The sequence below is a fragment of the Halobellus limi genome, assembly GCF_004799685.1.
GTDB classification, from domain to species: Archaea; Halobacteriota; Halobacteria; order Halobacteriales; family Haloferacaceae; genus Haloquadratum; species Haloquadratum limi.
Window position 1 is genome coordinate 659,685 of the sequence record NZ_CP031311.1, and the last position, 23,563, is coordinate 683,247.

Annotated in this window: 21 protein-coding genes and 1 pseudogene; 8 read left to right on the top strand and 14 right to left on the bottom strand. The window is 69.5% G+C overall.

Going from position 1 to position 23,563, the window contains the following annotated elements; translation table 11 throughout:
• Window positions 1-170: 170 nt before the first annotated feature.
• Both DV707_RS03415 and DV707_RS03420 read left to right on the top strand, forming a co-directional pair.
• A complete protein-coding gene (locus DV707_RS03415) occupies window positions 171-1,523 on the top strand; it encodes a molybdopterin molybdotransferase MoeA (protein ID WP_103990610.1) in 1,353 nt (450 codons plus the stop codon).
• A complete protein-coding gene (locus DV707_RS03420; RefSeq protein WP_200820845.1) occupies window positions 1,520-3,430 on the top strand; it encodes a molybdopterin biosynthesis protein in 1,911 nt (636 codons plus the stop codon). Before DV707_RS03415 ends, DV707_RS03420 begins: the two co-directional genes overlap by 4 nt.
• Window positions 3,431-3,442: 12 nt before the next feature.
• On the opposite strand, the gene DV707_RS03425 is transcribed toward DV707_RS03420, so the two are convergent.
• From DV707_RS03425 to DV707_RS03460, 8 genes are all read right to left on the bottom strand, one after another.
• A complete protein-coding gene (locus DV707_RS03425) occupies window positions 3,443-4,165 on the bottom strand; it encodes an HAD family hydrolase (protein ID WP_103990608.1) in 723 nt (240 codons plus the stop codon).
• Between the two features lie 117 nt (window positions 4,166-4,282).
• On the bottom strand, window positions 4,283-4,654 hold the full coding sequence (lwrS, locus tag DV707_RS03430; RefSeq protein ID WP_103990607.1) for an LWR-salt protein: 372 nt from the start codon (window positions 4,652-4,654) through the stop codon (window positions 4,283-4,285).
• An 8-nt stretch (window positions 4,655-4,662) separates the two neighbouring features.
• Complete coding sequence (locus DV707_RS03435; RefSeq protein ID WP_103991236.1) at window positions 4,663-4,938, bottom strand: 4a-hydroxytetrahydrobiopterin dehydratase; 276 nt, start codon at window positions 4,936-4,938, stop codon at window positions 4,663-4,665.
• A 72-nt stretch (window positions 4,939-5,010) separates the two neighbouring features.
• Window positions 5,011-6,423, bottom strand: coding sequence for a glutamyl-tRNA reductase (gene hemA / locus DV707_RS03440; protein WP_103990606.1), 1,413 nt, complete (start codon window positions 6,421-6,423; stop codon window positions 5,011-5,013).
• Window positions 6,408-7,250, bottom strand: a complete 843-nt coding sequence (locus DV707_RS03445) for a precorrin-2 dehydrogenase/sirohydrochlorin ferrochelatase family protein (RefSeq protein ID WP_103990605.1) — start codon at window positions 7,248-7,250, stop codon at window positions 6,408-6,410. Before DV707_RS03445 ends, hemA begins: the two co-directional genes overlap by 16 nt.
• A gap of 103 nt (window positions 7,251-7,353) precedes the next feature.
• A complete protein-coding gene (gene ahbB, locus DV707_RS03450; RefSeq protein WP_103990604.1) occupies window positions 7,354-8,424 on the bottom strand; it encodes a siroheme decarboxylase subunit beta in 1,071 nt (356 codons plus the stop codon).
• An 81-nt stretch (window positions 8,425-8,505) separates the two neighbouring features.
• Window positions 8,506-9,882, bottom strand: a complete 1,377-nt coding sequence (locus DV707_RS03455; protein ID WP_160113912.1) for an MEDS domain-containing protein — start codon at window positions 9,880-9,882, stop codon at window positions 8,506-8,508.
• Window positions 9,883-10,029: 147 nt separating this feature from the next.
• On the bottom strand, window positions 10,030-10,428 hold the full coding sequence (locus DV707_RS03460) for a DUF5778 family protein (protein ID WP_103990602.1): 399 nt from the start codon (window positions 10,426-10,428) through the stop codon (window positions 10,030-10,032).
• 172 nt (window positions 10,429-10,600) lie between these two features.
• Here DV707_RS03460 and DV707_RS03465 point away from each other — a divergent pair, with 172 nt between their 5' ends.
• Window positions 10,601-11,515, top strand: coding sequence for an MBL fold metallo-hydrolase (locus DV707_RS03465; RefSeq protein WP_103990601.1), 915 nt, complete (start codon window positions 10,601-10,603; stop codon window positions 11,513-11,515).
• A gap of 231 nt (window positions 11,516-11,746) precedes the next feature.
• Here DV707_RS03465 and DV707_RS03470 read toward each other — a convergent pair whose 3' ends face one another.
• Window positions 11,747-13,687, bottom strand: coding sequence for an aldehyde ferredoxin oxidoreductase family protein (locus DV707_RS03470; RefSeq protein ID WP_103990600.1), 1,941 nt, complete (start codon window positions 13,685-13,687; stop codon window positions 11,747-11,749).
• Window positions 13,688-13,863: 176 nt separating this feature from the next.
• On the opposite strand from DV707_RS03470, the gene DV707_RS03475 reads away from it, so the two are divergent.
• Together DV707_RS03475 and DV707_RS03480 are read left to right on the top strand one after the other, a co-directional pair.
• Window positions 13,864-14,961, top strand: coding sequence for an archaeosine biosynthesis radical SAM protein RaSEA (locus tag DV707_RS03475; protein ID WP_103990599.1), 1,098 nt, complete (start codon window positions 13,864-13,866; stop codon window positions 14,959-14,961).
• 176 nt (window positions 14,962-15,137) lie between these two features.
• Window positions 15,138-15,605, top strand: a complete 468-nt coding sequence (locus DV707_RS03480; protein WP_103990598.1) for an SRPBCC family protein — start codon at window positions 15,138-15,140, stop codon at window positions 15,603-15,605.
• Between the two features lie 50 nt (window positions 15,606-15,655).
• On the opposite strand, the gene purQ is transcribed toward DV707_RS03480, so the two are convergent.
• The 3 genes from purQ to DV707_RS03495 form a co-directional block, all read right to left on the bottom strand.
• Window positions 15,656-16,333 (bottom strand): phosphoribosylformylglycinamidine synthase I, encoded by a 678-nt coding sequence (gene purQ / locus DV707_RS03485; protein WP_103990597.1) that lies wholly within the window; start codon window positions 16,331-16,333, stop codon window positions 15,656-15,658.
• Between the two features lie 55 nt (window positions 16,334-16,388).
• Window positions 16,389-16,640, bottom strand: coding sequence for a phosphoribosylformylglycinamidine synthase subunit PurS (purS, locus tag DV707_RS03490; RefSeq protein ID WP_103990596.1), 252 nt, complete (start codon window positions 16,638-16,640; stop codon window positions 16,389-16,391).
• Between the two features lie 132 nt (window positions 16,641-16,772).
• Entirely contained in the window at window positions 16,773-17,822 is a 1,050-nt protein-coding gene (locus tag DV707_RS03495) for a phosphoribosylaminoimidazolesuccinocarboxamide synthase (RefSeq protein WP_103990595.1), read from the bottom strand.
• 245 nt (window positions 17,823-18,067) lie between these two features.
• Here DV707_RS03495 and cofH point away from each other — a divergent pair.
• The 3 genes and pseudogenes from cofH (at window position 18,068) to DV707_RS03510 (ending at window position 21,390) form a co-directional block, all read left to right on the top strand.
• Window positions 18,068-19,464: pseudogene (gene cofH / locus DV707_RS03500) on the top strand (7,8-didemethyl-8-hydroxy-5-deazariboflavin synthase subunit CofH).
• 150 nt (window positions 19,465-19,614) lie between these two features.
• Window positions 19,615-20,772: a tubulin/FtsZ family protein gene (locus DV707_RS03505; protein ID WP_103990593.1), complete on the top strand. Its 1,158-nt coding sequence runs from the start codon at window positions 19,615-19,617 to the stop codon at window positions 20,770-20,772.
• Window positions 20,773-20,841: 69 nt separating this feature from the next.
• Window positions 20,842-21,390: a hypothetical protein gene (locus DV707_RS03510; RefSeq protein WP_103990592.1), complete on the top strand. Its 549-nt coding sequence runs from the start codon at window positions 20,842-20,844 to the stop codon at window positions 21,388-21,390.
• Window positions 21,391-21,427: 37 nt separating this feature from the next.
• Here the strand turns inward: DV707_RS03510 and cofG are convergent, their stop codons facing one another.
• Window positions 21,428-22,582 (bottom strand): 7,8-didemethyl-8-hydroxy-5-deazariboflavin synthase subunit CofG, encoded by a 1,155-nt coding sequence (gene cofG, locus DV707_RS03515; protein ID WP_103990591.1) that lies wholly within the window; start codon window positions 22,580-22,582, stop codon window positions 21,428-21,430.
• 267 nt (window positions 22,583-22,849) lie between these two features.
• Window positions 22,850-23,542 carry a 2-phospho-L-lactate guanylyltransferase gene (cofC, locus tag DV707_RS03520; protein ID WP_103990590.1) on the bottom strand — a complete coding sequence of 231 codons (693 nt, stop codon included), beginning with the start codon at window positions 23,540-23,542 and terminating at the stop codon, window positions 22,850-22,852.
• Window positions 23,543-23,563 lie beyond the last annotated feature (21 nt).

Below are 23,563 nucleotides of genomic sequence, written 5' to 3' on the forward strand. Positions count from 1 at the left end.
ACGTCGGCCACAAGAGCTACAAGCACCGATTTCCGTCGGTCCGCTCGAACGCGACTCGACCGTCTCCGAACCGTCAGTCCGGCTCCGAACGCCGCCGGACGCGACGAGGCGACTCCGAACCGGCGGCGCGTGCCGCGGCTCTTTTTGTACTCGCGACCGCAACGTCACGTATGGATTCTGCGGACACCGACGACACGCCGCCCGAGCGCCAGTCGGCCGGGTTCAAGGACCGAACCCGGATCGACGCCGCCCGCCGCACGCTGCTCGACGCGGCGACGCCGCACGACCGAACCGAACGGCTCTCGCTCGTCCCCGCGGACGGCCGCGCGCTCGCCGAACCGATCGCCTCCGAACGCGCGGTCCCCGACTACGAGCGCTCGGCGATGGACGGCTGGGCGGTCCGCGCCCGCGACACCTTCGGCGCGTCGGACCGCTCGCCCGGTATCCTGCGCGTCGCCGACGGGGAGGCCGAGTCCGTCCCCGAGGCGTCCGTCGGCCCCGAGACCGCCGTCCGCGTCCACACCGGCAGCGAACTCCCCGAGGGGGCCGACGCCGTCGTGATGATCGAACACGCCGAGCGCGTCGGCGACGACCTCGAGGTTTTCGACGCCGTCACCGAGGGCGAGAACGTCGCCCCCGTCGGCGAGGACGTCGCCGAGGGGCAGGAACTCTTCGAGCCGGGCCACCGGCTCCGCCCCTCCGATCTCGGCCTCCTGAAGTCCGTCGGCGTCGACCGCGTGAGCGTCTACGAGCGGCCGACCGTCGGGGTGATTCCCACGGGCGAGGAGCTGGTACAGGAGGACCCAGACCCCGGCGAGGTGATCGAGACCAACGGCCTCACCGTCTCCCGACTGGTCGAGCGCTGGGGCGGCCTCCCCACCTATCGCAACGTCGTCACCGACGACGAGTCGGCGCTGCGGGCGGCGATCCAGCGCGACCTGACGAAGGACGTCGTCGTGACGACCGGCGGCTCCTCCGTGGGGGCGCGCGACCTCCTCCCGGAGGTCGTCGACGACCTCGGGGAGGTGCTCGTCCACGGCGTCGCGCTCAAGCCGGGCCACCCCGTCGCGCTCGGCGTCGTCGAGGAGACGCCCGTCGTGATGCTGCCCGGCTACCCCGTCGCCGCCATCGTCAACGCCGTGCAGTTCCTCCGGCCGCTCGTGAAACACGTGGGGCATCTCCCCGACGATCCGCAGCCGACGACACGCGCGCGACTCGCCCGGAAGATCCCGAGCGAACCCGGCGTGCGGACGTTCGCGCGGGTTCGGCTGGGAGACGGCGACGCCACGGCGGCTGACGTCGCCGAGGACGCGACGGGGGCTGACGCCGACGCGACGGCGGCCGAGACCGACAGCGAACCGGAGGGCGGCGACCTCCCCGAGGCGACGCCGACCCGCGCGTCCGGGTCGGGCGTCCTCTCCTCGGTGGCGCTCGCGGACGGTTGGGTCGTCGTCCCCGAGGGCCGCGAGGGCTACGACGCGGGCGAGACCGTCACCGTCGAGCACTGGGAGTGGTCGGCGTGAGCGACCGCAAGCAGTTCCGGGACCTCGTCGACCCCGACGTGGCCCACGACGCGATCGAGTCGCTGGACCTCGCTCCCGACGCGGAGACGGTCCCCCTCGCGGAGGCGCGCGGGCGAGTCCTGGCCGAGCGGATCGACGCCGACCTCGACGTCCCGGGGTTCGACCGCGCGAGCATGGACGGCTACGCCGTCCGCGGCCGCGACACCTTCGGCGCGGACGAGGTCGATCCGGTCACACTCGACCTCGTCGGGTCCGTTCACGCGGGCACGGAACCCGACGTCGAGGTCGGCGAGGGCGAGGCGGCCGAGATATCGACCGGCGCGGTGATGCCCGACGGCGCGGACGCGGTCGTGATGGTCGAGCGCACCGAGGAAGTGGGCGAGGCCGTCGCCGTCCGCACGGCCGTCGCCCCCGGCGACAACGTGATGCTCGCCGGCACCGACGTCGCCGCCGGCGCTCGCGCGCTCGGACCCGGAACCGGACTCACGCCGCGGGAGATCGGCCTGCTCTCGGCACTCGGGATCGACGAGGTGCCCGTCCGCGGTCGGCCGACGGTCGGCATCGTCTCGACGGGCGACGAACTCGTCCGGCCGGGCGAGGAGCTCCGCAGCGAGCGCGGCGAGATCTACGACGTCAACAGCTACACCATCGCCGCGGGCGTCGAGGAGGCGGGCGGCGAGGCGGAACTGTACCCGCACGCCGGCGACGACTACGAGCAGATGGAACGGCTGCTCGTCGAGGCCGCCGAGGAGTGCGACCTCGTGCTCTCCTCGGGGTCGACCTCCGCCTCGGCGGTCGACGTCATCTACCGGGTGATCGAAGAGCGCGGCGACCTGCTCTTGCACGGGGTCGCGGTCAAGCCCGGAAAACCGATGCTCGTCGGCGAACTCGAAGACAGCGCCTACGTCGGCCTGCCCGGCTACCCCGTCTCCGCGCTCACCATCTTCCGGACGTTCGTCGCGCCCGCGATCCGCGAGGCCGCCGGGCTCCCCGAATCGCAGATCGCGACCGTCCGGGGGCGGATGGCCGTCCGCGAGCGCTACGCGGAGGGACGGCTCCGCCTGATGCCCGTCGGCCTCCTCGCCGACGAGGCGGGCGAGACGCTCGTCTATCCGGTCGACAAGGGGTCGGGGGCGACGACGTCGCTCGTCGAGGCCGACGGCGTCGTCGCGGTCGATCCCGACACCGAGTACCTCGACGAGGGCGAAGCCGTCGACGTGCAACTGTTCTCGCCGGACGTGCGCGCGCCGACGCTGCTCGCCGTCGGCGAGGACGACCCCGCGCTCTCTCGGCTGCTGGACCGGCTGGAGAACCCGCGATTCCTCCCGGTGGGGAGCCGCGAGGGGCTCCGACGGCTCGGCGGCGGCGTGCCCGACGTCGCGGTCGTCGCCGGACCGGTCGAACGCGACGTCGACAGCGTCGACCTCGGCGGGTGGACCCGCGAGTGGGGACTGGTCGTCCCCGACGGCAACCCCGCGGAGGTCGGGGGGCTCGCCGACCTCGTCGATCGCGACCTCGCGTTCCACAACCGCGGCCGCGACGCCGGCGTCCGCGCGAGCCTCGACGCCGCTATCGAGGAACTGGCCGCCGAACGCGGCGTCTCCCGGGCGGAACTCGCCGACGCGATCCGCGGCTACGAGATCGGCTCGAAGGGGTTCGAGAGCCCCGCCCGCGCTGTCGCCCGCGGCGACGCCGACGCGGGTCTCGGCCTCCGGGCGACCGCGGAGAAACTCGGACTCGGGTTCGTCTCGCTCGGGACCGAGTCGGTCGGCATCCGTGCGAACCCGGACCGAACGGAGAAACCGGGCGTCGAGGAACTGTCCGAAGCGCTCGAAACCGCGGGCGAGGACGGACTGTTCGCGTCGCTCGCGGGGTACGAGGCGTCGTCGCTGTCGTCGGAACGGTAAGCGTCGCGACGTCTACGGTCCCGGTTCGGCTTCGACGGTCCCGCCGTCGGCGGCGACGTCGAAGCCGCGGTCCGGAAGCGAGAGTTCGTCGAACGAGGAGACGCGGTGATCGGCGAGGACGCAGCGCCCCCGGTGCTCCGGCGAGTGCCGCTCGACGTGGATGCCGTCGAGTCCGGCGTTCCAGGCCGCGCCGACGTCGCTCGCGCCGTCGCCGGCGAGGACGCCGCGGCCGGGACGGGACGGATGCAGGCCGAGCCGTTCGATCGCCCGGTGGACCGGGCCGGGATCCGGCTTCCAGCCGGTCTCGGCGGTGCAGGAGACGAACGCGTCGAACCAGTCGCCGACGTCGAGGTGCTCGACGACCGGTTCGGCGAGGAACTCCTGGCAGTGGGTCACGACGCCGACGGGCACGTCGGCGGCGACGAGTTCGGAGACGAGGTCGGCGGCGTCGTCGTGGAGGTACGTCGCCTCCGCGCGGGCCTGTGGATCTTCGACGGCGTGAAACGCCGGCCAGAACGTCTCGGGGTCGATCCCCCACTCGCGGAGCTGCGGGTCGCGTCCCCCGCCGAGTCCGTGCCAGATGACCTCCGCCTCGCGGTCGGTGAACTCCCGGCCCACCCTGTCGCCGACGCGGTCGAACACCTCGCGGGTGTACGACCACTCGGCGTCGACGAGCGTGCCGTCGAGGTCGAACAGCCAGAAGTCGTAGGCGGCGTCGATCGGATCGGCGTTCATCGGGCGGAGAGGTACGCCGCGCCCCCGTAAGTGTATTTCGGCGGCGGCGGTCGGCCGCTCTCGACCGTCGCGACGGCGATCGACTGCGTTTCGACCGTCACGACGGTGTCCCGTCCCTCACCCCTCGACGACGCGGATGCTGGAACCGAGGTGCCGGTGGAGCACGTCGCGCGGACTATCGCCGTCGAACTCGCCGGGGGCCGACTCGATCGCCTCTTCGAGCGCTTCGCGGTACGCCGGATCGAGACGCAGTTCGCTGAACGACATGTCCTCGACGGGCACCGACAGCCACGACTCGGCGAGTTCGCGCGCGTGTCGCTCGTCGCCGACCTCGCCGCGCCAGAGCGCGTCGCGGAAGAACAGCCACTCGCCCTCCCCGGGCGGGTCGGCGGCGACCTCGACCGTCGTCTCGACGGTCTCCGGGGAGACGCTGACCTCGGGCGGCGTCTCGAACCGCACCCGGACGCGGAAGACGTAGGCGGCGTCCACGGTCTCGGTCAGTACTCCGAGTCGAAGAGGTTCGCCAGCCGGATGTCCTTCTCGGTGATGCCGCCCTCCTCGTGGCTGGTGAGTCGGACCTCCACCTCCTCGTAGCCGATGCGGATCTCGGGGTGGTGGAACTCCTCCTCTGCGACTTCTCCGACCTGCGTGGCGAATGAGACGCCGGCCAGGTAGTCGTCGAACGCGTACGTTCGCGCGATCTCGTCGCCCTCCTGCTCCCACTCGTCCGGGAGTTGCGTTCGGATCTCCTCGTCTGAGAGTAGCTCTGCCATACCGAGTACGTCACTCGCCGGCCGCATAACGTTTCTCCCGCCTCCCGATCGGTCGCAAAAGAAAGAACCCGGTCAGTCGTCGGAGGCGCTCTCGAGGGCGTACTGCGGGACCTCCTCGTCGCCCGACTGCTTCGTCTCGCAGTCGCCCGCGGCATCGGTCGCGGAAGCCTCCGTTTTCCGGTCGTCGCCGGCCTCTCGGCCGTTTCGCTCCCGCCGGGAACCCGGCGCGATCGACGTCCGCGACTCGCCGAACTCCGGATCGAAGAGCGCCATCGCCGTCTGGATCGTCGACCAGTCGTCCTCGGTGGCGGCGTCGCGGAGGCTCTTCGTCGGCGCGGCGAGCAACTGGCCGACGAGCGCGTCCGCCATCGATTCGACGGTCTCGCGCTGCTCGTCGGTCAACTCGCCCTGCGCCTCCAGCCGCGAGATCGCGGTGTCGACCTCGCGGGACTTCACCTGCTCGGCCGCTTCGTACATCGTGCTGATCGCCTCGTCCGCCTGCCGCCGCTTGTAGGTGTCCAGCAGCCGATCGAACTCCGCGTCGATCATCGCCTCGACCTCCTCGGCTGCGGCCTTTCGAGCCGCTTTCGTCTCCTCGGTGACCGACTCCAAGGCGTCGATGTCGTGGACGACGACCTCCTCGAGTTCCGCGGCGTCGGGGTGGACGTCGCGCGGCTGGGCGAGGTCGATCACGAGCGTCTCGCCCGCCTCGCCGACGTCGTCGGGGTCGAGCAGGTACTCCGGATGACTCGTCGCGGTGACGACGACGTCGGCGCCGTCGAGCGCGTCCGCGACCGCATCGAGCGAAACCGCCCGTGCGGGCGTTTCGACGGTCTCGGCGACGTGCTCGGCGTGCGGGACGGTCCGGTTGGCGACGGTCAGTTCGGCGACGCCGGCGTCCGCGAGGGCGTTGGCCGCGAGTTTGCCCATCTCGCCGGCACCGACAACGAGCGCAGTCGACCCGTCGAGGTCGATCTCGGTCTCGGCGAGCCGCGCGGCCGCGGAGCCGATCGAGATCGCTCCCTCGTTGATCTCGGTCTCGGTCCGCGCCCGCTCGCCCACGTGGACCGCCTTCGTGAGCCCGATCTCCAGCGTCGCCCCGAGCGCGCCCGCGTTGCGGGCGATCTCGACCGCGCGCTTGAACTGCCCGAGGATCTGGTCCTCGCCGAGGACGAGCGATTCGAGCCCCGCGGCGACGCGGATCAGGTGTCGGAGGCTCTCTTCGTGGCCCGTCTCGACGACGGCGTCGTCGGGCGCGTCTCCGTGAACCGCCTCGAGCGCGCGTCGCCCCCGTGCGGTGGACTCGGCGACGACGTACGCCTCCGCCCGGTTGCAGGTCTGAATCGCGAACGCTTCGCTGACGCCCTCGCTGTCGAGAAGCGTCTCGACGACCGCCCGGACGTCTTCGCCCGCCGCGTCTTCGATCTCGTCGACGCCGGCGCGGTCGTGCGACACACGGGACCCACAGATCACTCCCACGTCCATCGGTCACCCCCTGTCGTGTTCCGTATCACGCGTGTCGCCTCTCGGCGGGGATTGGACGCCCCCGTACGTAAAGCCTTCCAAACCAGCGGGTCGCGAACCACCGCACGGATCGCATCACGACGCGCGGACGGATCGAGGTTCGAGGCGCGTAGATCGGCCCGTAACTCCCCGGTCAGTGCCGCCATCGCTTCCGCCCCCTCGATCTCCGCTTCGATCCGCTCGCGCAGGTACTTCGCGAGCGCCGGGCTCCTCCCTCCGGTCGAGATCGCGATCCGGACGTCTCCGTCCGCGACCGTCGCGGGGACGACGACATCGCGGACGGGGTCGGGATCGCCTGTGTTTCCGGTCGTCGGGTCGCTTCCATCCCGTCGGTCCGCGGCGGCGTCTTCGTCCGGTCCGTCCACGGCGTCGTCGTCGGGTCCGTCCGCCGTATCGCCTTCGCCCGATCCGTCCGCCGTGTCATTTTCGTCGGATCCGTCCGGCCCGATCGAACTGCTGTCGGCGCGGTTGACGAGCAGGCCTCGATCCCGCGCCGCGGCCGCGACGGCGTCGTTTACCGCCCCGTCGTCGGTCGCGGCCACGACGAGGACCGGGCCCGTCCGCGCGATCCACGCGTCGACGCCGTCGGGCGTCGGTCGCGCCCGAACCCGCGCGATCTCGCCCTCGGCGGTCTCGTCGGCCTCCCAGTCGCGCCCCTCGTCGAACTCGGGGCTGACGACGACGACGCGCGCCTCCGCGGCGAAGCGTCCGGCCTTCCGCGCGCCGACGGGGCCGCCGCCGAAGACGAGTACCGTCTCCCCGGTGAAGTCGTGATACAGCGGGATCATCCCTGTGAGCCTCGCTCTCGTGTCTCGCTCGTTCGGACGTTCCTCAGTCTACTCGTTCGGACGCCCCTCCACATCCGCTTACTCGGACGCTCCTGATGCCTGCTCATTCGGTGTTCGCCGCGGCGCGCTCGTCGAGTCTGATTCCCGTCTTCTTCAGGATGCCAGTCGAGAACAGCGAGTCCCAGTCGTCCTCGCCGACGTCCCAGTACTCGCGCATCGTCTCGCGCACCTGCTCGATCCGTCGCTCGCTCTCGGCCTCGGAGCGCCCGTGAGTCATCGCGAAGAAGTTGTACGGCCAGACGCCCTCGTGGCGCGGCCGCCGGTAGCAGTGGGTGACGAACGGCAGCGACGCCACCGCGGGGCCGACCTCGTCGACGACCCCGTCGGGGACGTTCCAGACCGTCATCCCGTTCTCGGTGTAGCCGAGCGCGTAGTGGTTCGGCACGACGCCGACGCGGCGGACCTTCCCCTCCCGCTCGAAGCGCTTGATCGTCTCGACGACCCACTCGACGTCGCGATCGATCGCGTCGGCGACGTCCGCGTAGGGCGTCTCGGTGATCGGCAGGCCGCCCTGGATCTCGACGACGAGGTCGCGCTCTGCGGGCGTCAGCGTCCGCGACTCGGTCGGGACCACGTCCGGACCGAGATCCGACAGGTCGACGTCGCCGTCGGGGACCGGGCCGTCGACGAGGAACTTCGCCTCGACGCGGAACTCCCGCTGTTTCGGCATGTTGTACGTCTCCTGTCCCGTCTCGGTCTCGATCTCGTCGAGCACCTCCCCGACGCGGTCCTCGTCGGCGACGCTGACGACGAACCACATGTTGAGATGCGGGTGCTCGCGCTCGTAGTTGTGCGCGACCTCGCGATGGGCGTTGACCGCCTCTTCGACCTCGTCGAAGCGGTCCTCGGGCGCGTGCATCGCGACCAGCGTGGCCGTCCCGCCGATCTCCTCGGCGTTCACGAGCGCCCCGAAGCGGCTCAGCGTGCCCGCCTCGTCGAGTTCGCGGATCCGATCGAGCAGTTCGTCCGCGCTCACGTCGACGCCGCGTTCGCGCAGTGCGGCCGCCGCCGGCCCGAACGGCCGTTCGACGACCGGGAACCCGCCCTGGAACGCGTTGATGACGGCGCGGTCGAGTTCGGAGAGATCCGAGACCTCCGCGGCTGTCTCGCTCATACACGCACTCGGGGGCGGGCGAGGATAAGCGTCTCGGAGGGGTCGCAGACCGGTGGGCCGGTTCGGCTTCGGCGGCGGCGATCAGACGATCGCCGACGACGGGAGTTCGATGCGGACGCGGCACTCCCCGTCGGCCCGCGGGAACCGCAGCGAACCGTTCGAGTTCTCGGTGATCCACTTCACCATCCAGAGGCCGATCCCGTGGCCGTGCGAGAGGGGCGTCTCCCGGCCCCGTCTGAGCGCCCGTTGGTCGTCCTCGGGGATCGGTTCTCCGGGGTTCGCGACCTCGATCTCGACGCTGTCGCCGCGTCTCCGAACGGAGACCGTCACTTCCGGGGGAGCGCGATCCTGGTGACCGATCGCGTTTTCGAGCAGTTCCTCGACGGCCCGGAGGAGGTGTCGATCCGCGATCACAGTCCACGAGCCGTCGATCGATGTCGTGATCTCGGCGTCCGGACGGCGATCGGACAGCGTCTCGGCGGCGCGGTCGACGAGCCGTGCGAGGTCGACCTCTCCGGACCGCTCCTCCGAGAGCGTCTCCTCGGCGTACCGCGCCTTCTCGGAGGTATGAGCGATCCGCTCGGCGTACCGTCGCGCGACCTCGATCCGCTCGCGGTCCTGCCCGTCGAGCCGGTCGTCGTCGAGGGCGCCGTCGAGGTGTCCCAGGATGACGTTGACCTCGTTCCGGACGTCGTGTCTGAGCGTCCGGTTCAGGACCTCGATCCGCTGCCGTCGCCGCCGGATCTCCCGCCGGGCCTGCGCGAGGCTGTAGGTCTGCTCTAACATCAGCTCCGCTCCGGACTGGTCGGTCACCGAGCCCCGGAACTCCTCCGGAGAGACGTAAAAGGGATTCTCGCAGATCCGCCCGCGGTAGACGACGTACTCGTGCGTCCAAAGCGCCTTCCCGATCGATTCCCCGTCGAACCGGTCGAGGCTGTACTGACACAGCGCCCTGACCGGCAGGTCGGGGACGCAGGCGTCGAAATCGCACTCGAACTCCAGGATGTGATCGAACGAGAACGACGTGTGGAAACACCAGGTGTTCTCGCCGGCGACCGCGAGACCGGTGTATCCGGCCTCGACCGCGTCGTGGGCCTCGCGTTCGAGGCACTCGATCAGCCGATCGGGATCGAACTCCTCGTCGAGGTACACCGACCCGGCGTCTGCGATCCGGAGGTCGCCGTCGGCCGTCCGGCGCTCGACGTCGACGTCGGCCGCCCGCAGCGCCGCCTCGATCTCGTCGGGTTCGTTCTCGTCGTACAGGTACAGAACCCGCCGTCCGTCGTCGAACCCCCATCGGACGAACGCGGCACAGACCGCGAGCTGCGTCTCGATGGAGTCGTAGAACAGCGCGAGGTGACGGGGGAGATCACGACCGAGGAACTCCGAGCGGATCGATTCCCGCGTCGGTTCCGGTTCCCGGTCGCCCGTTCCGCTCCCCGCCGCACCTGTTCCCATACCAGATCCGTCTCGCCGGAGCTTCATCCGACTTTTGCTGTTCGGACTGGACACGTCTACCCGCTCGGACCGACCCCCCGTCATCTCGGAACGGCACCCGGATTCGTCGTCGAGTTCGGGGGCTCTCGAATCCGTCCCGACCCTCGACTACGGGACCGCAGTCACGCCGTCGACGTACTCCAACGCCTCCAGATCGTCGGCGAGCGCGTCCTGATCGGGGCCGGCCTCGTAGTAGAAGACGATGTCGAAGGTACCCTCCCGGAGCAGCTGTTGGCACTCCCAGACGAAGGCGTCCCCCTCCAGGGTGAGTCCCTGAAACTGATTCGAGGCGAACTCCTCGGTGTCGTTGCCGGCGTAGATGTACGTCTCGCCCTTCTCGGCGTGCTCGGCGAGGACGTCGTTGATCTCGACGGTGAGCTCCTGCATCTCCAGGTCCTCCTGGCTCTCCAGGTTCGTGTGGACGATCGCACCGACGAGTTCGATCTCGCCGGGTTCGAGCAGCGCGAGGGTCCGTTGATAGAGTTCCTCTTCGAGTGTTTCGCTCATACCGGAGCGTCGACCGCGCGGAATAAACGGGTGGCGGTTTCGACGCCCGGCCGAAACCGCCGCGTCGAACCGGGGCCGCGGAGCGAGTCGCCGCGCTCGAAGACGGGGCGTCGCTCGCGACGTCGGTTCCGCCGACGGGAACGCTTTTTTCTCCGCGCGACGCCGTTCAGCCATGGCCATCGGAGACCTCTTCGCGGTCGAGGGAACGGACGACGTCCATTACGTCGACGTCGGGATCCACGACACCCCGCGGCACGGCTCGGTCTACGTCGTCGACGGCGACGAACCCGCGATCGTCGACTCGGGGACCGGCTGGAACCGCGAGCACGTCTTCGACGCGCTTGACGACCTCGACATCGAACGGGAGGCCGTCGAGCACGTCCTCCTGACGCACGTCCACCTCGATCACGCCGGCGGCGCGAGCTACCTCGTCGAGGCCTGCCCGAACGCGACGGTCCGCACCCACGAGATCGGCGCGCCGCACCTCGTCGACCCCGAACGGCTCGTCGTGAGCACGAAAGACGCCGTCGGCGACAACTGGGAATTCTACGCCGACCCGAGGCCGATTCCCGAAGACCGCGTCGAGCCGCTCGCCGACGGCGACGAGGTCGACCTCGGGGACAGAACGATCTCGGTGATCCACACGCCTGGGCACGCACCTCACCATTCGGTGTTCTTCGAGCCCGGCGACGGCCTGCTGTACACCGGCGACGCGGCCGGCGTCTACGTCCCCGAGCGCGACGAGATCAGGGAGACGTCGCCGCCGCCGCAGTTCGACCTCGAGGGCTGCCTCGACGACGTCCGAACGATCGAGGACCTCGCGCCCGAGACGCTCTGTTTCGGTCACCACGGCGACGTCGAGTACGACCCGGCGCTGATGGAAGGGTACAAGCGGACGCTCGTCGAGTGGGTCGAGGCCGTCAGACAGAAGCGAGCGGAACTCGGCGACGACGAGGCCGTCATCGAGCACTTCGAGGAGCACTCCGAGATGGTCGAGGTGTGGGGCGAGCGGAAGGCCCGCGCGGAAGAGCGACTGAACACGCGCGGCGTGCTCGTCTCGCTGGACAGGCAGGCCGACGACGCGTAGCTGGCACTCGCCGGGTGGTTTTTCGACGCGTGTCGGCGGCGGATCGTTTCCCTCGAAAAGGCGGGTCCGCGTGGTTCGACCCTCGCCCTGCGGCGGCCGCGCGACCCGACCGACCTGTCGCGTCCGGTGGTGCCGAGGCGGCGTCCGCGTCTCGGCCTCAGGACCGCACTGCCATCAGCGTTGTCGTGTCGATTCCCGTCTCGGCCGCCCGAATCCGTCGGCGGTCGGGAATCAGTCGTCCGCCGGCGCGGGGCTGTCGCCGCTGGAGACGCCCGTGCCGGGGCCGACCTCGATCCCGAGTTCGTCGAGTCGGTCGTCGGGGACGACGCCGTCGACCCACTGGCGACGCTCGTAGTACTCCTCTTTCATCTTCTCGAGTTCACACAGCTGTCCCTCGGCCCCGCCCTGTCCGGGGATGGCCTCGTCGTGTCCCTCGACGAACCGACCCGGCAGCGAGTCGTCCTCGCCGTCGAAGCCGACGAGGTTGTTGTAGTAGCGTTCGAGGGTGTAGATGCGGTCGCCGGCCTCCATCAGTTCGTCCTCGGTGACGTCGCGGCCGGTCATCCCGTTGTACTGGGCGACGTACTCGTCAATGCCCTCCGCGAAGGCGTTGAACTTGCAGATGTCGAAGGAGTCCGAGATCGCGTGGAGGTCCTGGAAGAGCGCGCACAGCTCGCCCTTGCCCTCCCACTCGGAGGGGTCGACCTTCTCCGGGATGCCGAGGATCTCCGCCGACGGCGTGTACCCGCGGAGGTGACACGCGCCGCGGTTCGAGGTGGCGTACCCGATCCCCATCCCCTTCATCGCGCGGGGATCGTAGGCGGCGATCGTCTGGCCCTTGACCGCCAGCGAGTTGTCGTGCGCGTCGCGCTCCTCCGCCACGCGGCGGGGGCCCTTCGCGAGGAGTTCGCCGAGCTCGGAGTCGTGGTGGGCGATCTCTTCGAGCAGGTCGATCATGTGCTCTTTGTCGCCCCACTCGAGCCCGTCGTCGAGGTCGTCGAGTTTGCCCTGCTCTGTCATCTCCATCGCCATCGCCAGCATATTCCCGGTCTCGATGGTGTCGATCCCGAGGTCGTTGCACTTGTTGATCATCACGGCGATGGAGTCGCGGTCGTCGTTCATCGAGTTCGGGCCGAGCGCGTACGCCGACTCGTACTCGTAGGACTCCCCGCGGACGTTCATCTCCTCGCCCTTGTGCTCGTAGGTGACTTCCGTCTCCTTCTTGCAGGCGACCGGACAGGAGTGACACGTCGGCTCGTCGACGAGGATGTTCTCGCGGACGTTCTCGCCGGAGACCTTCTCGGCGTCGATGTTTGGCTCGCTCGGATCGTCTTCGGCCTCCGAGTGCGTCGAGGTGTATCTCCCGTTCCGAGTCGGCAGCCCGTCCATCTCCTCGGCGAGGTTCATCAGGACGTTCGTGCCGTACAGCGACAGCCCGCCCTCGTTGGGGCCGGTGACGTCGGACTCGCGGATGAGCTGCATCGCCTGCTGGTAGCCCTCGGTGAACGTCTCCGGGTCGGCGGGTTTCGGCATCTTCGTCCCGGACTTGACGACGACCGCCTTCAGGTTCTTCGAGCCCATCACGCAGCCGGTGCCGCCGCGCCCGGAGGCGCGGTCGTCCTCGTTGATGATGCAGGCGTACTTCGTGCCGTTCTCGCCGCCCGGGCCGATCGCCATCGCCGAGAGGTTCTTGCCGAACTGGCCGTCGTGGCCCTCCTCTATGGCGTCCATCGTGTCGTGGACGCCCATCCCCCACAGGTCGGAGGCGTCGCGGAGTTCGACCTCGCCGTCCTCGACGTAGGCGTAGACCGGCTCGTCGGCCCGACCCTCGAAGAGGAGGCCGTCGAAGCCGGACCACTTGAGCCGCGCGCCCGACCAACCGCCGTGGTGGGAGTCCGTGACCGTCCCGGTCAGCGGCGATTTCGTACAGACGGCGATTCGACCGCTCATCGGCGCTTGCGTCCCCGTGAGCGGGCCGTTCATAAACGCGAGCAGGTTCTCCGGCCCCTCCGGGTCGACGTCCGTGCCGTTATCGAACACGTACTTCACGCCGAGGCCGCGCCCGCCGATGTACTTGCGCGCGTCCTCCTCGTCGATCCCCTCGTACCGCACGTCCCCGCTCGTGAGGTCGACGCGGGCGACGTGGTCGTTGAATCCACCTAGATCTGTCATAGTTAATGTCCATTCTTACATTGGACCCGAATTCTGTTAGTCGTTGCCTTCGGTGGGTAACCGGAACACGTTACGTCCGCCGACGCGGCGATCGCCCCCACCGCAGCCGCGACGGCGCCGACGAGGGGCACGCACAGACGACGGAGATTTACCGGTTCGTCGAGTAGCGACTCCCAATGAGTCAACCGAGCCCGGAGGTCTACGAGCGGGGCAAGGGGATGGACGCCCACAACCAGGTGATGCGGGAGATCCGGAGCGAGAAGGAGAAGCACTACGACCCCCACGAGCCGACCCGGGTCTGGCTCGACGAGGACAACACCCCCGACGGGGTGGTCCAGTCGCTCACGATCATCCTGAACACCGGTGGCTGCCGGTGGGCCCGCGCCGGCGGCTGCACGATGTGCGGTTACGTCGCCGAGTCCGTCGAGGGCGGCAGCGTCGCCCACGACGCGCTGATGGACCAGATCGACGTCTGTCTCGAACACGAGAGCGAAAACGCCGAGGAGCCCGCCGAGCTGATCAAGATCTACACCTCCGGATCGTTCCTCGACGAGCGCGAGGTCGGAGCCGAGACTCGGCAGGCCATCGCCGAGACGTTCGCCGACCGCGAGCGGATCGTCGTCGAGTCCCTCCCCGACTTCGTCGACCGCGAGAAGATCGCCGACTTCACCGACGTCGGCCTGTCGACGGACGTCGCGATCGGCTTAGAGACCGCGACGGACCGGATCAGACACGACTGCGTGAACAAGTACTTCGACTTCGCGGACTTCGAGGCCGCCTGCGAGGAGGCCCGCGACGCCGACCTGGAGGCCGACGGCGTCGACGCCGGGGTCAAGGCGTACCTCCTGATGAAGCCGCCGTTCCTCTCGGAGTCGGAGGCCGTCGACGACATGATCGCCTCGGTCCGTCGGTGTGCGGCCGTCGACGGCTGTCACACGGTCTCGATGAACCCGACGAACGTCCAGCGGTACACGATGGTCGACGAGCTGTTCTTCCGCGGCGGCTACCGCCCGCCGTGGCTCTGGTCGGTCGCCGAGGTCCTCGAAGCGACGGCCGACGTCGACGCTATCGTCGTCTCCGACCCCGTCGGGCACGGCTCCGACCGCGGTCCGCACAACTGCGGCGAGTGCGACGACAGAGTCCAGACGGCGATCAAGGACTTCGACCGCCGGCAGGACCCCTCCGTCTTCGAGCAGGTCTCCTGCGACTGCGAGGCGACCTGGGAGTACGTGGTCGAGGAAGAGACGAGCTACGGGATGCCGCTGGCGCGGTAGCCCGAGCGTCGCCTTCGAACCTTCTCGGAGGTCGGAGTCCCCGCCGAGCGCAACGCGCACACGGCTCACTACGACTATATCTCCTCGGCGGTCCATCGTACACCTAGTCAGACGACGCAGTTTTCCCGCGGTTGCGGAGGGCGAGTGCGTGAGGGTTTGACCGGAGCGTAACACCAATGCCCACATTCGAACACACGATAGAGATTGCAGCGCCCGTCGAGACCGTCTTCGCCTTCGACAGCGACCCCGAGAACTGGCCGCGGACGATGTCCAGCCTGCGGGACCTCGAAGTCGTCGAGGAGACAGAGACCGGCGCCCGGATGCGCGCCGTCTACAAGCTCCTGGGGATCTCCCAGGACGTCGAAATGGAGATGACTGTCGTCGAACCGAACGAGCACCTGCGCGTTCTGGTCGAGGGGTCCGGGATGCGAAGCGAGATCAACAACCGCTACTCGGCGACCGACGCCGGGACCCAGATCGTTCACGAGGCGACCTACGAGTTCGGGGATTCGCTCCTCGAAAGCCTGCTCGAACCCGTGGCGGTCCGGTACAACGACCGCCAGTTCCGGATGCACCTGCAGAACACGAAGGACCTCGTCGAGGCCGAAACCGAAGCGGCCGTCGGGACTCCCGCCGCGGCCTGATCACGGTTCGTCCCGTCGGCTGATCCGCTCTTTCGGTTCCTGCGAGTAGCTCAGACGAACGCCCGCAGCACGCCCTGGCCGTCGACGCTGCGGCCGAGGTCGGGCAGTGACGCGCGTTCGGGGTGCGGCATCATCACCGCGACGGTCTCCCGGTCGCCGAGGATCCCGGCGACGTTGCCGCGGGAGCCGTTCGGGTTCGCCTTTTCGGTTATGTTCCCGGCGGCGTCACAGTAGCGAAAGAGGATCCGGTCCTCGGCGACGAGGTCGTCGTAGCGCTCCTCGTCGATCTCGAAGCGACCCTCGCCGTGGGCGATCGGGACCTCGATCACGTCGCCGACGTCGTAGGCGGCGGTCCAGGGCGTCTCGGCGTTCTCGACGCGCAGGTGGACGGACTCACACTGGAAGCGCGCGCTGGCGTTCGTCGTGAACGCGCCGGGCGTCAGTTTCGACTCGCAGCCGATCTGTGCGCCGTTGCAGACGCCCAGGACCGGCACGCCCCGGTCTGCGGCGTCGCGGACGTCGTTCATAATCGGCGAGTGGGCGGCCATCGCGCCCGCCCGGAGGTAGTCGCCGTAGGAGAAGCCGCCGGGGAGGACGACGCCGTCGACGTCGGACGGCAGGCCGTCCTCGTGCCAGACGCGCTCGGCGTCGACGCCGACGTGGGAGAGCGCGCGGACGGCGTCGCGGTCGCAGTTCGACCCGCCGAAGGTGACGACAGCGACCGTCACGGCGAGGCACCTCCGTGTGCCGTAACGACGGTCGGTGTCGGTGAAGCGACCGACATCAGGATTCGGCCACCTCGACGTCGTAGTCGTGGATGGTCGGGTTCGCGAGCAGTCGCTCGGCCATCTCGTCGGCCCGGTCGGCCGCGGCCTCGGCCGACTCGGCGTCGAGGTCGACCTCGAACTGGTCCGCCGAGCGGAGCGCGTCCAACTCGAAGCCGAGGCGTTCGAGCGCGCGCTTGGTCGTCTCGGCTTCGGGGTCCAACACGCCCCGCTTGAGGCGGACCGTCACCGTCGCGGTGTACGTCGTCATCGAGTCGTAGTGCGCGGTCGTGCGTAAAAGTCGTTTTGGACTGATTCGGTTATGCACGAACGTGGTAATCGGCGGGCGAGGCCCGCGTCGTCGTTCGTGCCTGCAGCCCCCACACGGGGCCGTCGCTCGTCTCTACAGGTCGCGCACGGCGTCGACGGCGTCGTCGACGTCGGGGGCGTCGAACCACTCGGTCCCCGTGTAGGCGTTCGTCCCCGCGGCGTAGAGGTCTGAGACGGCGTCGAGGACGTCCGCCGGCAGCGACTCCGGCGATCGCTCACAGAGCGTCCGCCAGTCGGCGACGCCCTCCTCGCGGGAGCGTTCCTTCGCCGCCGAGACGGCCTCGACCCACTCGGGGTCCGTCCGCTTGTAGTACTGTCTGACGACCTCCTTGGAGATCTCCTGGCTCCGATAGGAGAATCGGTTCTCGTCGAACGTGCCGACGACGTCGGCGACTCTGATCTCGCCGTCGTGGTACAGACACTCGATCTTGCCGTCCTCGTGGACGAACCCGCGCTCTTCGGCGCGGCGGTTGAGCACGTCGTTCACCGCGAGCGCGAGGTCCTCCAGGTCTTCTAGGTCGGCGGCGCCGGCGATCCGGTCGGCCTCCGGACGGGCGAGGTAGCGGTCCTGTTCCTCGTACTTCGTCGAGAACTCGACGACCGGTTCGGGGAGGTCGACGACCTCGTCGGGCCACGCTTCCATATCGAGGCCGTACTCCGCGGGCGACCCCCGCGACCGGAGGCTGGACCCCTCCGGGACCGTGTTGCGGAAGACGATCTCCAGGGGGATCAGGTAGTTCTCGCCCGCGGCGTCGTGGTAGGCGTCGTAGTCGTACGCGCCGTCGCCGAGGTACGGGAGATCGGGCACCTGCGTGAGTTCGATGGCCATCTCCGTCGGCGGCTCCTCGCAGTCGTCGAGGGCGACGGGGTCGACCGTGTCATCGTCGGCCGCGTCGCCGTTCGGGTCGCACACGCCGACGTAGTGCGTCGGCACGTCCGCCTCGGCCAAGCGCTCGAAGTTGAACGCGCCCATCGTACACAGCGACGCGCCCTTTTTGGGGACGTGATCGGGCATCTCCCCCCAGTCGAAGACGGAGTACTGATCGGTGAAGACGAACCGGCCTCGACCGAGTTCCGTCGCGGTCGGCTCCGTCTCGACGCGGAACTCCTTGACGCTCGTCATACGGCGAACTGTCTCGGGAGTCCACAAGAAGGCTTCCACTCCCGTGCGTACTTCCCCTACTGAGCGGAGCCATCTGCCCACGTTCGTGTATTCAGACGACGTCGGAGCCGGAGTCGGGCGTCGTCCGAGCCGGAGTCAGGCGTCGTCGAAGCCCGGATTTCCCGTTCCGTCGCCGGCGTTCGACACCCGTCTTTCGTCTCCGGTACCGCCTGACTTTTTGATCGTCGGGGCCGTCGCTCACGGGTATGCGCGAGCCAGCGGCATCGGTAACCGAGGGGACCGAGTTCGATTTCGATATCGTCCCCGAGACGGACCAGTCGTTCGAGAACGCGCTGGCGAAGGCCCGCGCGGGCGACCGCCTGACGGTCGACGACGGGATCGAACTGCTGACGACGGGGACCGAGGAGGGGGGAATCGATCCGATCCGGAAGGAGCAGGTCCTCGAAGCGGCCGACAGGCGGCGCGCGGAGGTCGTCGGCGAGGACGTGACGTTCGTCGCGAACCTGAACAACAACGTCACGACCGCCTGCAACACCGGCTGTCTGTTCTGCAACTTCAAGGACACCGCCCACCGGTTCGAGACCGACCACGACGGCGAGCACGCGGGGTTCACGAAGACGCCCGCGGAGTCGCGTGCGATCGTCGAGGACGCCCTGGAGCGGGGTATCTACGAGGTCACCTCCGTTTCGGGGCTTCATCCGGCGTTCGCGCTGAACGAGGAGCACCGCGAGATCCTCGCCGCCCACGACGACCCCGCCAGGGACGTCGATTACAAACCCCGAGCGCCTACGACACCGACCCGGGGACGTATCTCGAACAGATGCGCGCGATGTCCGTCGGCGGCGTCCACCTCCACTCGATGACGCCCGAGGAGGCCGCCCACGCCCGCCGCGGGACCGAGTGGTCCCACGAGGAGGTGTATCGGGAGCTGAAGGCCGCCGGCCTCGACTCCGCACCCGGCACGGCCGCGGAGATCCTGGTCGAGGAGGTCCGCGACGTGATCTGCCCCGGGAAGATCTCGACCGACGAGTGGGTCGCGGCGATGGAGGGCGCGATCGCCGCCGGCCTCGACGTCACCTCGACGATGATGTACGGCCACGTCGAGAACGAGGCCCACCGCGTCCGTCACCTGAAGGTCGTCCGCGACCTCCAGGACAGGACGGGAGGCATCACCGAGTTCGTGCCGCTGTCGTTCGTCCACCAGAACACGCCGCTGTACGAGCGCGGCGTCGTCGACGGCGGCGCGAGCGACGCCGAGGACGAACTGCTCGTCGCGGTCTCCAGACTGTTCCTCGACAACGTCGAGAACGTCCAGTCCTCGTGGGTGAAGTTCGGCAACGCGAAGGCGCTGAAACTGCTCAACTGCGGCGCGAACGACTTTATGGGGACGATCCTCTCCGAGGAGATCACGACCCGGGCGGGCGGCTCCTACGGCGAGTTCCGCTCCTTCGAGCAGTACGTCGAGATGATCTCGGCGATCGGCCGGCCCGCGGTCGAGCGGTCGACCGACTACCGGACCCGTCGTCGGATCGATCCCGACGACCCGCCGCACGGTCCGCGGTTGGGGCCGCGTGCGGACGGCACGCCGGTGCTCGACGGTCAGTCCGACGGGCCGAGTGACCCCGCGCCCGCTGACGACTGATCCGAGGAGATCGCCACCCGCGCCGCAAGGGCCCGCCACCCGCGCAGTTTCGGACGCGTCGCCTGCGCCGTTTCTGACGCGTCGCCGACGTCCCGGGTCTCTCACACGGGCGACACTATATTGGTTCCAGCGGTGGATATCCCGGTATAGATGAAGATCGCACTTCTGGGCGTCGGGCAGGCCGGTGGGAAGGTCGCCGACGCCATCCTGGATTACGAGGCGGCGAGTCGGGTCGACTTCGTCACCGACGCCGTCGCCGTCAACTCCGCGAGGGCCGACCTGCTCGGCCTCAGCCGGATCCCGGTCGACAGGCGCGTGCTCATCGGCCAATCGCGAGTGAAGGGACACGGCTGCGGCGCCGACAACGAACTCGGCGTGACCGTCGCCGAGGAGGACATCGACGAGGTCCGGGGGGCGGTCGACGACCTGCCCGTCCACGAGGTCGACGCGTTCCTCGTCGTCGCCGGACTCGGCGGCGGAACGGGGTCGGGCGCCGCGCCCGTCATCGCCCGCGAACTCTCGCGGCTCTACACGGAGCCGGTGTACGGGCTGGGACTGCTCCCGGGTAGCGACGAGGGAGGGATCTACACGCTGAACGCGGCGCGGTCGTTCCAGACGTTCGTCCGGGAGGTCGACAACCTCCTCGTCTTCGACAACGACGCCTGGCGTCGCTCGGGCGAGAGCCTCCGGAGCGGCTACGCGAGCATCAACGAGGAGATCGCGCGTCGCCTCGGCGTCCTGCTGGGCGCCGGCGAGGTGTCGAAGCCGCCGGTACCCGAATCGGTCGTCGACGCCTCCGAGATCATCAACACCCTCGCCGGCGGCGGCGTGACGACTATCGGCTACGCGAACTCCCGACTGGATCGACCGGCGCGCGGACTGTTCGGCCGACGCGAGCCCGACCCCGACGAGACCGACGTCGTGAACCGGATCACGACCACCGTCCGCCGGGCGACGCTCGGGAACCTGACGCTCCCGGCGAACGTCGAGAGCACCGAGCGGGCGCTCGTGATCGTCAGCGGTCCGCCGAGGTACCTGAGTCGAAAGGGAGTCGAGGGCTCGCAGCGGTGGCTGGAGGAGGAGACCGGCACGATGGAGGTCCGCGGCGGCGACTATCCGATACCCGACTCCGACTACGTCGCCGCGCTGGTGGTCCTCTCGGGCGTCACCGACGTCCCGCGGATCAAGGAACTCCAGCAGATCGGCGCGGAGACGCAGCGAAACCTCAAGGAACGCGCGGCCCAGCGCCCCGAGGCGCTTCGAGATCTCGTCTGGGACGGCGACGGCGAGATCGACCCGCTGTTCTAGTATGGGTCTTCGGCCCTCCGAGTGGACGGAGGCACACACTCAAATTCGTCGGGCCCCTCGTCCCGTTCGATGATGGTCACCACGCACGCGGCCGCCGGCCTCCTCCTCGCGGTTCCGGTGGCCTCGGCCGCGCCGCACCTCGCGGTCCCCGCCGCGACCGGTGCGGTCCTCGGCGGCGTCGTCCCCGACCTGGACCTCCTCGCGGGCGTCCACCGCAAGAGCCTCCACTTCCCGGTTTATTACTCCGTTCTCGGACTCCTCGTCGGCGTCGCCGCGGCAGTCTCCCCGTCGCCCGTCGTCGTCGCCGCCGCGCTCTTCTTCCTCGCGGCGGGGCTGCACTCGGTCTCGGACTGGTTCGGCGCGGGCGAGGAACTCCGGCCGTGGGAACGCACCTCCGACCGCGCGGTGTATCTGCACCCGCGCCGTCGGTGGCTCCGCCCGAAGTACGTCGTCCGCTACGACGGCGCCCCCGAGGACCTCCTCCTCACGGTCGGCCTCGCGCTCCCCGCGGCGGTGACGTTCGACGGCTGGCTGCGAGCGCTCGTCGTCGCCGGCGTCGCGCTCGCGGCGGTCTACACGCTCTTTCGGAAACGAGTGCCCGAGTGGCTCGGCGTGTGATCGGGCCGGTTCCGGTCGGGGCGTCGGGCGGACCGCCTCACCGAGAGCCCGATCGAAGCGGTCCGTCTCGGACCGCCACCCTGCGGAACCGCCGCCCGTGGACGTCGTCGCCGTCGATCGCCTCCCGGATCGGGTCTGACAGCCACGTTCCCTCGGCGGGTCGGCCCCCGAAGCCGTCGCGTCGGAACCCCGCCGGGAGATACCGGTCGTACACCGGCAGCCGCTCGTACAGCGGGACGCCGGCGTCGTCGGCCAGCTCGGCCAACTCCCGGAGCGCGGGCCACTCGTACTCGGGGTTGATGTAGTCGTCTGTCACCGGCGAGACGCCGCCGAGGTCGTCGACGCCGCAGTCCAGCAGCTCGCGCGTCGGCGAGAGGTTCGGCGGCACCTGCACGGACACCTCCTCGGGGAGCGCCGCGCGGGCCATCGCGACGACGCGCCGCATCGTCTCGACGGACGGCCGGTCGAACTCGGAGCGCTCGTTGGGGACGACGTTCTGGACGATGACCTCCTGGACGTGGTCGTAGCGCTCGTGGAGCGCGCGGATCGAAAGCAGGCTCTCGGCGCGGTCGCGCCACGTCTCGCCGATGCCGACGAGGACGCCGGTGGTGAACGGGACGCCGACCTCCCCGGCCGCGCGGATCGTGTTCAGCCGCTGTCCCGGCGTCTTCCGTCGCGTCCCCGAGTGCGCGCGGACGTCCGCGGTCGTCTCCAGCATCACGCCCATACTCGCGTTGACTGGCGCGAGTCGCTCGAAGTCCGCCTCGGTCAGGTCGCCGGGGTTCGAGTGCGGGAGCAACCCCTCTTCGAGCGCCATCTCACAGCAGTCGCGGAGATACCCCAGGACGTCGTCGTAGCCCCATTCGGCGAGCTGCTCGTGTATCTCCGTGTACCGCTCGTCCGGCTCGTCGCCGAAGGTGAAGAGCGCCTCCGTACAGCCGGCGTCCGCGCCGATCCGGAGCCGCCGTCTGACGTCCTCCGGCGAGAGCAACGTCGCCTCCCCCGGCACGTCGTAGTAGCTGCAGTAGGTGCAGGTGTAGCGACAGGCGGTCGTCAGCGGGAGGAAGACGTTCCGCGAGAAGGTGAGTTCGGCCGCGGCGGCGACGTCGCCGGGCGTCACAGAGAGCAGCTCGTCGACCTCCGATCCCTCGATTTCTACGTCGACGCCGTACTCCTCGGCCGCGGGAACCATCGTGCGCCATCTGCGTCACGGACGTACAAAAACCGTCGTGCTTTCGGCATCCCTGTCGGACGCGCTCCGGTCCGTCCGACGGACGTGCGTTTATATAGGAGAGAGCGACCAGTCGCCCCGTGACGTGAGATTCACCCCGCGTCGGGCCGCGGTCGCTCGGCACGTCGACGCGGGAGCCGAGCGGTCGCATTCGAGGCCCCGCGACCGCGCGTGTGCCGACTGTTCGCCACCCCGACGCCGGACGCTCACCCGTCGATCGTGACCGTGCTACCGACGCCGGACGCCCACCCGTCCGTCGCTCCCGCTTCCGACCTCGAACCCGGCGTCGACGAGCCACCGCCGCGCCCGCCCGTCGCCGTGCAGGAGCACTTCGAGGAGGTCCGAGGGCTCGTCGACGTCGGTCGCCAGCCGCATCGAGTCGACGACGGCCACCGGCAGGTCCGCCTCGGCGGCGATCCGGCGGTGATCGCGGTACGACGCGCCGTGGTAGTCGACCGAGAAGCCGGGGTCGCGGACGACGAGGGCGTTCGTCCCCCCGCCGCGCCCCGGCGCGATAGCGACGTCGCCGCCGGCGGCGAACAGCCGTCGGAGCGCCGTCGGCGTCGCGAGCGCGAGATCCGCCATCACGACCGCCTGGACCGGGTCCCGATCCGACCCGTCGTCGAGCGCTGCGTTCACGGCTGCCGTCAGCGGCCTGTCGTCGACCGTCGCGGGGAGCGATTCGAGCCGTTCCACCGCGTCGGCGTCGAGTCCGACGCCCGGAGCGTCGTCGCCCGTAGCGGGACCCTCGAAGTCCAGCGGCTCGGGAACGAGCAGTTCGGGTTCGTGGCCGACGCCTTCGACCGCGTCGACGACGTCACACAGCATCGCAAGCGCGAACTCGCGGCGTTCGGTCGTCGAGAGAACGGGAGTGAGGCGGCTCTTCGGATCGCGGTCCGTGAAGGGGACGATGATACGCATCGAGGTGAGGGGCTTCGGGTC

Excerpts from the sequence above, each read along its gene's own strand:
- hemA (WP_103990606.1), bottom strand. The coding sequence starts at position 6,423 with ATGGACGTGGGAGTGATCTGTGGGTCCCGTGTGTCGCACGACCGCGCC.
- DV707_RS03465 (WP_103990601.1), top strand. The coding sequence starts at position 10,601 with ATGGCCATCGGAGACCTCTTCGCGGTCGAGGGAACGGACGACGTCCAT.
- DV707_RS03505 (WP_103990593.1), top strand. The coding sequence starts at position 19,615 with ATGAAGATCGCACTTCTGGGCGTCGGGCAGGCCGGTGGGAAGGTCGCC.
- DV707_RS03455 (WP_160113912.1), bottom strand. The coding sequence starts at position 9,882 with ATGGGAACAGGTGCGGCGGGGAGCGGAACGGGCGACCGGGAACCGGAA.
- cofC (WP_103990590.1), bottom strand. The coding sequence starts at position 23,542 with ATGCGTATCATCGTCCCCTTCACGGACCGCGATCCGAAGAGCCGCCTC.
- DV707_RS03510 (WP_103990592.1), top strand. The coding sequence starts at position 20,842 with ATGATGGTCACCACGCACGCGGCCGCCGGCCTCCTCCTCGCGGTTCCG.
- DV707_RS03480 (WP_103990598.1), top strand. The coding sequence starts at position 15,138 with ATGCCCACATTCGAACACACGATAGAGATTGCAGCGCCCGTCGAGACC.
- purS (WP_103990596.1), bottom strand. The coding sequence starts at position 16,640 with ATGACGACGTACACCGCGACGGTGACGGTCCGCCTCAAGCGGGGCGTG.
- ahbB (WP_103990604.1), bottom strand. The coding sequence starts at position 8,424 with ATGAGCGAGACAGCCGCGGAGGTCTCGGATCTCTCCGAACTCGACCGC.
- DV707_RS03445 (WP_103990605.1), bottom strand. The coding sequence starts at position 7,250 with ATGATCCCGCTGTATCACGACTTCACCGGGGAGACGGTACTCGTCTTC.
- DV707_RS03435 (WP_103991236.1), bottom strand. The coding sequence starts at position 4,938 with ATGGCAGAGCTACTCTCAGACGAGGAGATCCGAACGCAACTCCCGGAC.
- cofG (WP_103990591.1), bottom strand. The coding sequence starts at position 22,582 with ATGGTTCCCGCGGCCGAGGAGTACGGCGTCGACGTAGAAATCGAGGGA.
- DV707_RS03475 (WP_103990599.1), top strand. The coding sequence starts at position 13,864 with ATGAGTCAACCGAGCCCGGAGGTCTACGAGCGGGGCAAGGGGATGGAC.
- DV707_RS03495 (WP_103990595.1), bottom strand. The coding sequence starts at position 17,822 with ATGACGAGCGTCAAGGAGTTCCGCGTCGAGACGGAGCCGACCGCGACG.
- DV707_RS03425 (WP_103990608.1), bottom strand. The coding sequence starts at position 4,165 with ATGAACGCCGATCCGATCGACGCCGCCTACGACTTCTGGCTGTTCGAC.
- DV707_RS03460 (WP_103990602.1), bottom strand. The coding sequence starts at position 10,428 with ATGAGCGAAACACTCGAAGAGGAACTCTATCAACGGACCCTCGCGCTG.
- DV707_RS03415 (WP_103990610.1), top strand. The coding sequence starts at position 171 with ATGGATTCTGCGGACACCGACGACACGCCGCCCGAGCGCCAGTCGGCC.
- DV707_RS03470 (WP_103990600.1), bottom strand. The coding sequence starts at position 13,687 with ATGACAGATCTAGGTGGATTCAACGACCACGTCGCCCGCGTCGACCTC.